9 protein-coding genes are annotated in these 12,588 nt (G+C 72.8%); 7 read left to right on the top strand and 2 right to left on the bottom strand.

What is annotated here, in order from left to right; all coding sequences use genetic code 11:
- Positions 1 to 76: 76 nt before the first annotated feature.
- On the bottom strand, positions 77 to 3,808 hold the full coding sequence (locus tag B1A86_RS03775) for a multifunctional oxoglutarate decarboxylase/oxoglutarate dehydrogenase thiamine pyrophosphate-binding subunit/dihydrolipoyllysine-residue succinyltransferase subunit (protein WP_078026005.1): 3,732 nt from the start codon (positions 3,806 to 3,808) through the stop codon (positions 77 to 79).
- Between the two features lie 200 nt (positions 3,809 to 4,008).
- On the opposite strand from B1A86_RS03775, the gene B1A86_RS03780 reads away from it, so the two are divergent.
- The 6 genes from B1A86_RS03780 to B1A86_RS03805 all read left to right on the top strand — a co-directional run bounded on the left by B1A86_RS03780 (position 4,009) and on the right by B1A86_RS03805 (position 10,847).
- The gene (locus B1A86_RS03780) at positions 4,009 to 5,490 is read left to right on the top strand and encodes a GuaB1 family IMP dehydrogenase-related protein (protein WP_078026006.1); all 1,482 of its coding nucleotides are present in this window, start codon (positions 4,009 to 4,011) and stop codon (positions 5,488 to 5,490) included.
- A 184-nt stretch (positions 5,491 to 5,674) separates the two neighbouring features.
- Positions 5,675 to 6,991: a hemolysin family protein gene (locus B1A86_RS03785; protein ID WP_041104315.1), complete on the top strand. Its 1,317-nt coding sequence runs from the start codon at positions 5,675 to 5,677 to the stop codon at positions 6,989 to 6,991.
- On the top strand, positions 6,988 to 8,046 hold the full coding sequence (locus B1A86_RS03790) for a hemolysin family protein (RefSeq protein ID WP_041104317.1): 1,059 nt from the start codon (positions 6,988 to 6,990) through the stop codon (positions 8,044 to 8,046). Before B1A86_RS03785 ends, B1A86_RS03790 begins: the two co-directional genes overlap by 4 nt.
- 76 nt (positions 8,047 to 8,122) lie before the next feature.
- Positions 8,123 to 9,130, top strand: coding sequence for a metal ABC transporter substrate-binding protein (locus B1A86_RS03795; RefSeq protein WP_078026007.1), 1,008 nt, complete (start codon positions 8,123 to 8,125; stop codon positions 9,128 to 9,130).
- A gap of 2 nt (positions 9,131 to 9,132) precedes the next feature.
- Positions 9,133 to 10,032, top strand: coding sequence for a metal ABC transporter permease (locus tag B1A86_RS03800; protein WP_078026008.1), 900 nt, complete (start codon positions 9,133 to 9,135; stop codon positions 10,030 to 10,032).
- Positions 10,029 to 10,847: a metal ABC transporter ATP-binding protein gene (locus B1A86_RS03805; RefSeq protein WP_078026009.1), complete on the top strand. Its 819-nt coding sequence runs from the start codon at positions 10,029 to 10,031 to the stop codon at positions 10,845 to 10,847. Before B1A86_RS03800 ends, B1A86_RS03805 begins: the two co-directional genes overlap by 4 nt.
- Before the next feature lie 24 nt (positions 10,848 to 10,871).
- Here the strand turns inward: B1A86_RS03805 and B1A86_RS03810 are convergent, their stop codons facing one another.
- The gene (locus B1A86_RS03810; RefSeq protein ID WP_078026010.1) at positions 10,872 to 11,318 is read right to left on the bottom strand and encodes a Fur family transcriptional regulator; all 447 of its coding nucleotides are present in this window, start codon (positions 11,316 to 11,318) and stop codon (positions 10,872 to 10,874) included.
- A gap of 111 nt (positions 11,319 to 11,429) precedes the next feature.
- Between B1A86_RS03810 and B1A86_RS03815 the strand changes: the two genes are divergently transcribed.
- The gene (locus B1A86_RS03815; RefSeq protein WP_078026011.1) at positions 11,430 to 12,557 is read left to right on the top strand and encodes a sulfurtransferase; all 1,128 of its coding nucleotides are present in this window, start codon (positions 11,430 to 11,432) and stop codon (positions 12,555 to 12,557) included.
- Positions 12,558 to 12,588: the final 31 nt, after the last annotated feature.

Raw genomic sequence — 12,588 nt, forward strand, 5'->3', positions numbered from 1 at the left:
AGTGTGTCCTTTCGTCGGCCGATCCGGCGCCGCCGCCGCACCGGAGGGTGCGGCGGCGGCGCAGGGTCGGTCCGGGTCAGCGGCCGAAGGCGGCGTCCAGCAGCGTGCTGAGCTCCTGGTCGTGGCGGCCCTTGGTGCCCGCGGAGGTCGCGGCCGAGGCCGGGCGGGACACGAGGGTCACGGGGACGTCGAGCTGCGGCACGAGGTTCAGTGCCATGAACGGCCACGGGCCCTGGTTCGCGGGCTCGTCCTGCACCCAGGTGACGTCGGCGACCGGGTAGGCGCGGAGCGCCTTGCGGATCTCGTCGAGCGGCAGCGGGTAGAGCTGCTCCACCCGCACGATCGCAGTGGAGGTGTCACCGGACTTCTGGCGGCGGGCGAGCAGGTCGTAGTACAGCCGGCCGGAGACCAGCAGCACGCGCGTGACGTCCTTGGCGTCCACCCCGGCGTCCGGGATGACCGGCTGGAAGCCGCCCTCGGTGAAGTCCTCCACCGAGTTCGCGGCGGCCTTGAGGCGCAGCAGCTGCTTCGGGGTGAACACGATGAGGGGCCGACGCGGGCGGGCGTAGGCGTGCTCGCGCAGCAGGTGGAAGTGGTTCGCGCCCGTGGAGGGGTTGACCACGCGCATGTTGTCCTCGGCGCACATCTGCAGGAAGCGCTCGATGCGGGCGGAGGAGTGGTCCGGCCCCTGTCCCTCGTAGCCGTGGGGGAGGAGCAGGACCACGGACGAGGTCTGCGACCACTTCTGATCGGCCGAGGAGATGAACTCGTCGATGATCGTCTGCGCGCCGTTCACGAAGTCGCCGAACTGGGCCTCCCACAGCACGAGGGCGTCGGAGCGCTCCACGGAGTAGCCGTACTCGAAGCCGAGGGCGGCGTACTCGGACAGCAGCGAGTTGTAGACCCAGAACTTCGCCTGGTCCTCGGAGAGGTGCCTCAGCGGCGCCCACGTGTCGCCGGTGATCCGGTCGTGGAACACCGAGTGGCGCTGCGTGAAGGTGCCGCGCTGGGAGTCCTGGCCCGCCAGGCGGACCGGCACGCGCTCCATGAGCAGCGAGCCGAAGGCCGCCAGCTCGGCGAAGCCCCAGTCGATGCCGCCGTCGACGGCCATCTTGGCGCGGCGCTCGAGCAGGGCCGCGAGCTTGGGGTGGACCGTAAAGCCCTCGGGCACGTCGATGTGCGCCTGCCCGATGGCCCGCAGCGTCTCGGCCGAGATGGCCGTGGACGCCGGCGCCTCCGGGGCCGCGTCCCGGTCCTCGGCCGGGCGGAGGCCCTCCCCGCCGGAGGCGGGCGCGTCCTCGTGGGTCTCCGCGAAGACCCGCTCCAGCTGCTGCTGGTAGTCCTTCAGGGCGCTGTCCGCCTCCTCCTGCGTGATGTCGCCGCGGCCCACGAGGGACTCGACGTACAGCTTGCGGGTGGAGCGCTTCTGCTCGATGAGGTTGTACATGCGCGGCTGCGTCATCGACGGGTCGTCGCCCTCGTTGTGGCCGCGGCGGCGGTAGCAGACGAGGTCGATGACGACGTCCTTGTTGAACCGCTGGCGGTACTCGAAGGCGAGCTGGGCCACGTGCACCACGGACTCCGGCTCGTCGCCGTTGACGTGGAAGATCGGGGCCTGGATGGTCTTGGCCACGTCGGTGGAGTACACCGCGGAGCGCGCCTGGGTCGGCGGCGTGGTGAAGCCCACCTGGTTGTTCACGACCACGTGGATCGTGCCGCCGGTGCGGTAGCCGGGCAGCTGCGAGAGCTGCAGGACCTCGGTCACGACGCCCTGGCCCGCGAAGGCCGCGTCGCCGTGCACGAGGATCGGCAGCACGGAGAAGGAGTCCGGGCGCTGGCCACCCAGATCGAGGCGGTCCTGCTTGGCACGCACGACGCCCTCGAGGACCGGGTCCACGGCCTCCAGGTGCGAGGGGTTGGCGGCGAGGTACACGCGGGTGCTGTTGCCGGCGTCGGACACGAAGGTGCCCTCGGTGCCCATGTGGTACTTCACGTCGCCCGAGCCCGAGGCGCCGCCCGGGGTGGCCCCCTCGAACTCGCGGAAGACCTGGCTGTAGGTCTTGCCGGCGATGTTGGTCAGCACGTTCAGGCGACCGCGGTGCGCCATGCCGATGGCGACCTCGTCCAGCCCGGCGTCGGCGGCGTCGCCGAGGATGCCGTCCAGCAGCGGGATGAGGGACTCGCCGCCCTCCAGGGAGAAGCGCTTCTGGCCGATGTACTTGGTCTGCAGGAACGTCTCGAACGCCTCCGCGGCGTTGAGTCGGCCCAGGATGCGCAGCTGCTCCTCGCGGGTGGGCTTGGCGTACGGCTGCTCGAGCTTCTCCTGGAACCAGGCGCGCTCGGCCGGGTCCTGGATGTGCATGTACTCGACGCCGATGGTGCGGCAGTACGCGTCACGCAGCACGCCGAGGATCTTGCGCAGCGTCAGGCTGCCCGCCCCGCCGAAGCCGCCGGTGGGCCACTTGCGGTCCAGGTCCCACAGGGTCAGCCCGTGCTCGCGGATGTCGAGGTCCGGGTGGTAGGCCATCGAGTACTCGAGCGGGTCCACGTTGGCCAGCAGGTGGCCGCGGTCCCGGTACGCGTGGATGAGCTGCTGGATGCGGGCGACCTTGCCGATCTGCTCCTCCGGGTTCACCTGCACGTCCTGGGCCCAGCGGACGGGCTCGTAGGGGATGCGCAGGGAGTGGAAGACCTCGTCGTAGAAGCCGTCCTCGCCCAGCAGGAGGCCGTGCACGATCTTCAGGAACTCGCCGGAGCCGGCGCCCTGGATCACGCGGTGGTCGTACGTGGAGGTCAGCGTGATCGTCTTGGAGATCGCCAGGTCGTGCAGCGTGGACTCGGCGGCGCCCTGGAAGGCGGCCGGATAGGTCAGCGCGCCGACGCCGATGATGGCGGCCTGGCCCTGGGACAGGCGGGGCACCGAGTGCACGGTGCCGATACCGCCCGGGTTGGTCAGGGAGACCGTGGTGCCGGCGTAGTCGTCCATCGTCAGCTTGTTCTTGCGGGCGCGCTGGACGAGGTCGTCGTACGCCTTCCAGAAGCCGCGGAAGTCGAGGGTCTCGGCGGCCTTGACGTTGGGGACCACGAGCGCGCGGGTGCCGTCCGGGCGGGGCAGGTCGATGGCCAGGCCGAAGTTCACGTGGGCCGGCTCCACCATGGTGGGCTTGCCGTCGCGCTCCTCGTAGGTCACGTTCATCGAGGGCATGGCCGCGAGCGCGCGGACCACGGCGTAGCCGATGAAGTGGGTGAAGGAGACCTTGCCGCCGCGGGTGCGGGCCAGGTGGCTGTTGATGACCACGCGGTTGTCGATCAGCACCTTGGCCGGCAGGTCGCGCACGGTGGTGGCGGTGGGCATGGATAGGGAGGCGTCCATGTTCGTGGCCACGGCCTTGGCCATGCCCTTGAGGACGGTGGCCTTCTCCTGCTTCTCGTCCGCGGTGGTGGTGGCGGTGTCGGCGGGCTCGGAGGGCACCGCCTGGGCCGCCGGGGTCTTCTTGGGCTTGGGGCCGGTGCTGACCGAGGTCTCCTTGGGCTGCGCACCCCGGGCCGGGGCGGTCGCCGCCTTCGGCTCGGTCACCTTGGCGGTGGCCTTCGGCTCGGCCTTGGCGGCGGTCTTCGGCTCGGTCTTGGCGGCGGCCTTCGGCTCGGCCTCGGCGGCGGGGGCGCTGGCCTCGAGACGGGCGAAGATCTGTGCCCACTGCCGGTCCACGGAACCGGAGTCCTCGCGGTACTTCCGGTAGATCTCGGCCACCAGCCGTTCGTTCCCCGGGAACTCCTGTGCGAGCCGGTCCGACGTGAGTTCTGGCACTGTGTAACGCCTCTTCCTGAGCCTTGGGATGCGATGTGCTGCGCCGGGCCACCCGCGCGGCGCGCGTGAGGCCGGGAACGCCTCGAGACATCATAGTTCTTCGACGCCCCCGGTCGGAATGCCGCGGCCTCGGCTCGACTCCGCTCCCGGCGGACGCGCGGGGGCCTCACGGCGTCCGCCGCGTCTGGGAGACTGACGCCATGCGCTTCCTCACCGACCCGGCCGTCGACCTGACGTACAACGACGTCTTCCTCGTGCCCTCACACTCGGACGTCGCCAGTCGCATGGACGTGGACATCGCCCCGGATGACGGCACGGGCGCCACCATCCCCCTGGTCTCCGCCAACATGACCGCCGTCACCGGGCGCCGGATGGTCGAGACCATGGCCCGGCGCGGCGGTCTCGGGATCCTGCCGCAGGACATCCCGGCGGACGTGATCCGGGACGTCGTGCGTCGGGTGAAGGCGGCCCACCCCGTGGCGGACACCGCCCTGACCGTCGGCCCGCAGGACACGGTGCTGGACCTGCTCCACCTCGTGGACCGCCGCAACCACGGGGCCGTCTGCGTGGTGGACGCGCACGGCGGGCTGCTCGGCGTGGTCCGCCCCCAGGACTGCGAGGACGTGGACCGCTTCACCTCGGCCGCCTCCGTCATGCACCCGCCGGCGGTCACCCTCACGCTCGCCGAGCTCGGCGGCACGGACGGCGCCCCGGACAAGGACGCGCTGCGGGCGGCCTTCGAGCGCCTGCACGCCGCGCACCAGGAGATGGCCCCCGTCGTGGACCCGGCGGTGGGCACCGCCGCCCCCGTGCTGCGCGGGGTCGTCACCGCGGCGGGCCTGCTGCGCTCGTCCTTGTTCACGCCCGGTCTCGACGACGACGGACGGCTCCGCGTCGGCGCCGCCGTCGGCATCAACGGGGCGGTGGGGGAGAAGGCCGCCGTCCTGGTCGAGGCCGGCGTCGACGTGCTCGTCGTGGACACCGCGCACGGTCATCAGCAGACCATGCTGGATGCGCTCGCCGCCGTGCGGGCCCTCGACCCCGGTGTGCCCGTGGTGGCCGGCAACGTCGTCTCCGGCGACGGCGTCCGGGACCTGGTCGCGGCGGGCGCGGACATCGTCAAGGTGGGCGTGGGCCCGGGCGCGATGTGCACCACGCGCATGCAGACCGCGGTGGGCCGACCGCAGTTCTCGGCGGTCCTGGAGTGCGCCGCCGCGGCCCGCGAGCTCGGGGCACGCGTGTGGGCGGACGGCGGGGTGAAGCACCCGCGGGACGTGGCGCTCGCGCTGGCCGCCGGAGCCAGCTCGGTGATGATCGGCTCGTGGTTCGCGGGGACGCTCGAGTCTCCGGGCGACCTCGTGCACGGTCCGGACGGTCGGCGGTACAAGGAGAGCTTCGGCATGGCCTCGGCCCGCGCGGTCCAGCACCGCACCCGCCACGAGGACGCCTTCACCAAGGCCCGCAAGGCGATGTTCGAGGAGGGCATCTCCTCCTCGCGCATGTACGTGGACCCGCGCCGCCCCTCGGTGGAGGACCTGCTGGACACCATCACGTCCGGTGTGCGCTCGTCGCTGACCTACGCCGGCGCCCACGACCTGGCGGAGTTCCGTGAGCGCGCCGTCGTCGGCCTGCAGTCCGCGGCGGGCTACGAGGAGGGCCGGCCGGTCGCCTCGTCGTGGTGAGGCGGCCGCATGCCCCTGCTCGTTCCGCCGGGGCCTGACGCCCCTATACTGGGCGGACTATGGATCACCCTGACACCTGTGTGCCAGACCGCTCGTCCGCCCACGCGGACGCGGCCGGATCGGAGCCTTCCAGTCCCGGTGCCCCGCACCGCCGCCCGGCCCGCCGTCGAGGGGGTGAGGTCGGGTGGAGTGGCTCCTGCTGATCCTCGGCCTGGCCCTGATCGTGGGCACCGGGTTCTTCGTGGCCGTCGAGTTCGCCATGATCGCGATCGACGTGCCCACCGTGCAGCGCATGGTGGACGCGGGTGACCGCGGCGCCGAGCCCCTGCTGCGCTGTCTCAAGTCACTCTCGACCCAGCTCTCCGCGTGCCAGCTGGGCATCACTCTGACCACACTGCTCACCGGCTACGTGATGGACCCGGCGATCAGCCGGCTCATCGACCCGCTGCTGCTCCAGGTGGGGCTGCCGGCCGGCGTGGTGGGCACCGTCTCGCTCGTCGTCGCGATGGTCGTGGCGACCCTGCTCTCGATGCTCCTCGGCGAGCTGATCCCCAAGAACATGTCCATCGCCGAGCCCATGGCGATCGGCCGCGCACTCGCCCGGCCCCAGCTCGTGTTCAGCACCGTGTTCAAGCCGGCGATCCTGGTCCTGAACGGGTTCTCCAACGGCGTGCTGGCCCGCGTGGGCATCGAGGCCAAGGAGGAGATCTCCGGCGCCCGCAGCCCCGAGGAGCTCTCCTCGCTGGTCCGCCGCTCGGCCCAGCTGGGCACGCTCGACGCGCAGACCGCCACGTTCCTGGACCGGACGCTGCGCTTCGCGGACCGCACCGCCGCGGACGTGATGACCCCGCGCATCCGCGTGGAGACGGTGAGGGAGGACCAGGCTCTGCCCGAGGTCCTGGACCTGGCCCGCAGCACCGGCTACTCGCGGTTCCCCGTGATCGGCGACTCCTCGGACGACATCCGCGGCGTGGTGCACGTGAAGAAGGTCGTGGCCGTGCCGCGGGAGCGCCGCGCCGACCTCGAGGCCGGTGCACTGATGACGGAGGTCATCCGCGTGCCGGAGACCGTGCACCTGGACCAGCTGCTGGCCGAGCTGCGCGACGCGAACCTGCAGATGGCCGTCGTCGTGGACGAGTACGGGGGCACCGCAGGGGTGGTCACGCTCGAGGACGTGGTGGAGGAGATCGTCGGCGAGGTCGCGGACGAGCACGACCGCGTCACCCCGGGGGTCCTCCAGACGGCCTCCGGCCGCTGGTACTTCCCGGCGGAGCTGCGGCCCGACGAGGTGCGGACCCAGATCCCGGCCCTCGTGGTGCCGGAGGACGGGGCCTACGAGACCGTCGGCGGGTACATCCTGGCCCGACTGGGGCGCCTGGCGGAGGTCGGGGACGTGGTGGACGTGGACGGCGGCACCCTGACGGTCGAGCGGATGGACGGCCGCCGCATCGAGCGCGTGCGCTTCGACCCGGCCGCTGAGGACGAGGAGACGCGCGCATGAACGGGGACGTCGTCGGACTGCTGTGGCTGGTGGTCCTGTTGGCCGCCAACGCCTTCTTCGTGGCGGGCGAGTTCGCCGTCATGGGCGCCCGCCGGGCGCAGATCGAGCCGCGGGCCGAGGCCGGCTCCCGCCAGGCCCAGGTGGCGCTCTACGCGATGGAGCACGTCTCCCAGATGCTGGCCGTCTGCCAGCTCGGCATCACGGTGTGCTCCCTGCTCATCCTCAACGTGTCCGAGCCGGCGCTGCACCACCTGCTCGTCGTCCCGATGGCCGCCCTCGGGGTCCCGTCCGCGGCGGCGGACGTGACCGCCTTCGTGCTCGCGCTGCTGGTGGTCACCTTCCTGCACGTGACCCTGGGCGAGATGGTGCCCAAGAACGCCGCCGTCTCGTTCGCGGACCGCGCCGTGATGCTGCTGGCCCAGCCGCTCGTGTGGCTCTCGAAGCTGCTGCATCCCGTCGTGGCCGCGCTGAACTGGACGGCCAACCTCGTGCTGCACGCCCTGCGCATCGAGCCGAAGGACGAGGTGGCCTCCTCCTACACGCTCGAGGAGGTGCAGTCGATCGTGGCCGAGTCCACCCGCTCGGGCACCCTGGAGGACGAGTCCGGCGTGCTGCACTCGGCCCTCGAGTTCTCGGACCACCGGGCCGGGGACGTGATGGTGCCGCTCGAGCGGGTCGTCACCGTCCCCGAGGGGATCACGCCGCACGACTTCGAGTGGACCGTGGGCCGCGTGGGCTTCTCCCGGTTCGTGGTCGAGGACCCCGACGGCGGCTACACCGGCTACCTGCACCTGAAGGACGTCCTCACCGTGGGCCCGTCGGGACACGATGAGCCGATCCCGCTCACGCGCGTGCGCTCGCTGGCCAACGTGCGGCTCGAGGACGAGGTCGAGGACGCCCTGGCGCTCATGCAGCGCACGGGCTCCCACCTCGCCCGGGTCATCACGCCCGAGGGCGAGACCGCGGGCATCCTCTTCCTCGAAGACGTGCTCGAGGAGCTCGTCGGGGAGATCAACGACGTGACGCAGTCGCCACGTCGGTTCCGGCCCGCGTGAGCGTCGCGCGGTCGGCGCGGTGCTACTGTTGAGAACCGATTTCATGCACCGTCCCCGACACGAACGAGGTCGCCCCATGCTCCGCCGCCGTCGTCTGCCCGCCCTGACCGGTGCCCTCGCCGCGCTCACCCTGAGCCTCGCCGCGTGCGGCGGGACCAGCGGCGACTCCGCGGGCGCGCAGGCCGCGGGCGCCTCTGCGGACTCCGGGTCCGGCTCGGCCGCGGGCGCGCCCGTGGCCGTCGCCACGACGACGCAGCTCGGCTCCGTGCTCGACCGCGTGGTCGCGTGCGCCGACGCCCGCAGCGCCACGGTGATGGGCCCCGGCGACGACCCGCACGACTTCTCCGCCTCGTCCGCGCAGGTGAAGGACATGGTCTCCTCCGGCCTCGTGTTCTCCAACGGCCTCGGCCTCGAGGGCGGCATGGAGTCCGCCCTCGCGAACGCGGAGGCGGACGGCGCGACCGTCGTCGAGGTGGCGCCCCAGCTGGATCCGCTGCCCTTCGGCGGCCATGACCACGCCGAGGAGGGGGCGGGCCACGAGGGCCACGACCACGGGTCCGAGGATCCGCACGTCTGGATGGACGTCGCCCGCATGGCGAGGGCCGCCGAGCTGATGGGCGACACGCTCGCCCAGGAGCGGGGTGACGAGAGGTTCGCCGAGTGCGGCGCGACCGTCCGCGGGGAACTCGAGCAGACGGACGCGCAGGTCCGGGAGATCCTCGCCGGGGTCCCGGAGGACCGCCGCACGCTGGTCACGGACCACGACGCCTACGGCTACTTCAGCGACGCCTACGACTTCACCGTGTCCGGCGTCGTCGTCCCGGGCGGCTCCACCGACGGCGAGCCCTCCTCTCAGGAGATCGCCGAGCTCGCCCGGTCCATCCGTGACGGCGGCGCGGACGCCGTGATCACGTCCGTGGGCGCGCGCAACAGCCTCGTGGACACCGTGGCCGAGGAGGCCGGCAACCTGCCGGTCATCGAGGTCTACGAGAGCGGCGTCGGCCCGAAGGACACCCCGGAGGCGGACTACGCCGAGGCCATGCTCGCCAACGCCCGCACCCTCGCCGACGCGCTGGAGGGCTGAGGATGGACTGGCTGCTCGAACCCTTCCAGATGGGCTTCCAACAGCGCGCCCTCGTCGGCGGACTCATCGCGGTGGTGATGTGCTCGGTCGTGGGCACGTGGCTGGTGCTGCGCGGGATGAGCTTCTTCGGGGACGCGTTCGTGCACGGTGTCCTGCCGGGCATCGCCCTGGCGGTCGTCACCGGCGGCAGCCCCCACCTCGGTGCGGCGGTGGCCGCCGTCGTCATGATGGCGGGCATCTCCCTGGTGCACCGGGCCACCACCCTCAAGGAGGACACGGCCATCGGCCTGCTCTTCGTGGGGATGATGGCCCTGGGCGTGGTGATCATCTCCAAGTCGGACTCCTACACGGGTTCGCTCACGTCGATCCTGTTCGGCGATGTGCTGGGTGTCAGCGTGGACGGCATCGTGACCCAGGCGGTCATCGCCGTCGTGGTGATCGCCCTGGCCCTGCTGCTCTACCGGCCCCTGCTGGCGCTGAGCTTCTCCGAGGTCAAGGCGCGCTCGCTGGGCATGCGGCCGGGGCTGACGCACACGCTGCTGCTGGTGATGATCGGCGCGGCCGTGATCGGTTCGTTCCAGGCGGTGGGCACGGTGCTCGTGTTCGGCCTCCTCGTGGGACCGCCCGCGACGGCGGCGCTGCTGACGCGCAGCGTCCCCCAGATGATGCTCGTCTCCGTCGTGATCGGCGCGGCGTGCGTCGTCACCGGGCTCACCCTCAGCTACCGGCTGGGCACGGCGGGTTCGGCCACCATGGCGCTCATGCCGATCCTGCTGTTCTTCGTCGTGCTCGCCGTCCGCGCCGCCGTGCTGGCGCTCCTGGGCCGGCACGTGCGCTCGCGCGCGCAGCGTGAGCGGGAGACGCCGGTCGTGGCCCTGCCCGGAGCGGAGGTCGCCCGATGAACGCGTCCTTCCCCGCGGGCGCCGCGGCGGCCACGCCTCCCCTCGCGGTCGCCCGGGCGCTCGAACTGCGCCACGGCTCGCACGTGGCCGTCCGACCCTCCGACTTCACCCTGCCGGCCCGGCGGCTGATCGCGGTGATCGGGCCCAACGGCTCCGGCAAGTCCACGCTGCTGACCGCCCTGGCGGGCCTGAGCGACCCGGCCTCCGGTGCGCTCGAGGTACTCGGCGAGGACCCGCGCCGGCGCTCGCAGCGCACCTCCTTCGTGATGCAGTCCATCGGCGTGCCCCAGGGCGTGCCGGTGACGGTGCGCGACGTCGTCGGGATGGGCCGGTACCCCACGCTCGGGTGGTTCCGCCGGTTCCGGAGGGAGGACCGGGACATCGTGCGGGCCGCCATGGAGCGCATGCAGGTCGCGGACCTGGCGCGGCGGCACCTCGACCAGCTCTCCGGCGGGCAGCGCCAGCGCGCCTACGTGGCCCAGGGCCTCGCCCAGGACCACGACGTGCTGCTGCTCGACGAGCCGATGACGGGCCTCGACATCGTCTCCGCCCGCACGATCGACGACCTCCTCCACGAGGAGCCGACGCGCGGGGTGTCCGTGGTCTACACGACCCACGATCTCGACGAGGCCGCGGAGGCGGACCACGTGGTCCTGATGGGCGGGCGCGTCGTGGCCTCCGGCTCGCCGCGGGACGTGCTCACGGTCGAGAACCTGGACATCGCGTACGGCCGGGGCGCCCTGCACGGGCCCTCCACGGCGGTCGAGGACGCGGCGGACTTCCTGGACGACCCCGCGGGCGGCCGCCGCCACTGACCGGGGCCCGGCCCATGGTCATGGTCAGGCCCCGCGGGTGCGCCCCTCGGTCCGGCAGCGGGCGCAGACACCGGTGATCTCCACCGTGTGGTCCGCGTCCGTGAAGCCGTGCTCCGCGGCGACGGCGGTGGCCCACGCCTCGACGTGGGGGGCGGTGACCTCGACGGTGGTCCAGCAGCTCCGGCACACCAGGTGGTGATGGTGGCCCTCGTCCTCGCACCGGCGGTACACGGACTCGCCGTCATCGCGGCGGAGCACGTCCACGAGCCCGTCGTCGAGCTGCTGCTGCAGGGTCCGGTACACGGTGGCCAGCGAGACGCGTTCGCCCTGGTCCTGGAGGCGGGCATGGAGCTCCTGCGCGCTCACGAAGTCCGGGATGCGGTCCAGGGCTCGGTCGACGGCGGCCTTCTGCCGGGTCGCCCGGGGACGGGCGGCACGGGGGCTGGGCTCGGGGGCGCTCACGGTGCTCACGACTCCTTCTGCGGCGGCTGCCGCCTCCTCCGCACGGTCCGGAACAGGTCCGCGCGGGCCATCCTCCAGGTTATCAGCGACGCCGAAGGGGGCGTGGAGTAGGGTGTCCGGGTGCACAGCGAGACCCCGGACCCATCCCCTGTCCCGGACCGCGACGGCGCCGCCCCCGATCGACCCGACCCGCTGATCGTCGTCGACGAGGGGCAGGCCCGCGTCGTCCCGGCGCCCACGGCGGCCCCGTCCTCGTCCCATGACGCCGGCGGCGACCCGGACGCGGACACCGACGGCGTCGACCCCGAGGCCGCCGAGCCGCCCACCCTGGTGACGGTGGACGTGCTGGCCGGCTGGCTCGGCCTGGCCCCCGTCGAGGACCTGCCGCCGGTGCCCGAGGGCCCGGCCTACGCCCAGCCGGGCCGATGCCGCCCGAACCGGGTGATCCTGCTCGACGTCCGGTTCCGGGCCACGGCGGGCGGGCCCGACCACGCCGCCTATCTCCAGGGCCATCTGCCGGGCGCCGTCTACGTCTCCCTGCCCAGCCAGCTCGCCGGCCACGCCGGTCCGGCGGCGGGGCGCCACCCCCTGCCGGACGCGCGCCAGTTCGCGGAGACCGTGCGGATGTGGGGGATCGACGAGGGCGACACCATCGTGGTCTACGACGACGACCACGGCCTGTCCGCCGCGCGCGCCTGGTGGCTGCTGCGCCACGCGGGGCTGCGGGACTCCATGCTCCTGGACGGCGGCCTCGAGGCGTGGCGCGCCGCGGGCCTGCCCCTGCAGCCCGGCGAGGTCATCCCGGTGCCCGGCACCGCCCGGCCGTCGTGGGGCCGGATGCCCGTCGTGGACACGGCCGGCGCCGAGGCGATGGCCTCCGGCGGTCTGCTCCTCGACGCGCGGGCGGCCGAGCGGTACCGCGGGGAGGTCGAGCCCTTCGACCCCGTGGCCGGGCACATCCCCGGGGCGCGGAACGTGCCCACGGCGGAGAGCATCGCCGAGGACGGCCGCCTGCGGCCCGCCGCGGAGCTGGCGGAGCGGTTCGACGCCGTCGGCGTGGACGACGCCACTCCCGTGGCCGTGTACTGCGGCTCGGGCATCACCGCGGCGCACGCCGTGCTCACCCTGGCCGTCGCGGGGCGACCCGGAGTGGCGCTCTACCCGGGTTCGTGGTCAGCATGGGTCCAGGACCCGTCCAACGCCGTCGCGGTCGGCCCCGAGCCCGACGGCGCGTCCGGCCGGGACTGACGAGCCCCGGGGCCCCGCCCCGCCGACCCCC

This window comes from Micrococcus sp. KBS0714, from assembly GCF_002008305.4.
GTDB lineage: Bacteria > Actinomycetota > Actinomycetes > Actinomycetales > Micrococcaceae > Micrococcus > Micrococcus luteus.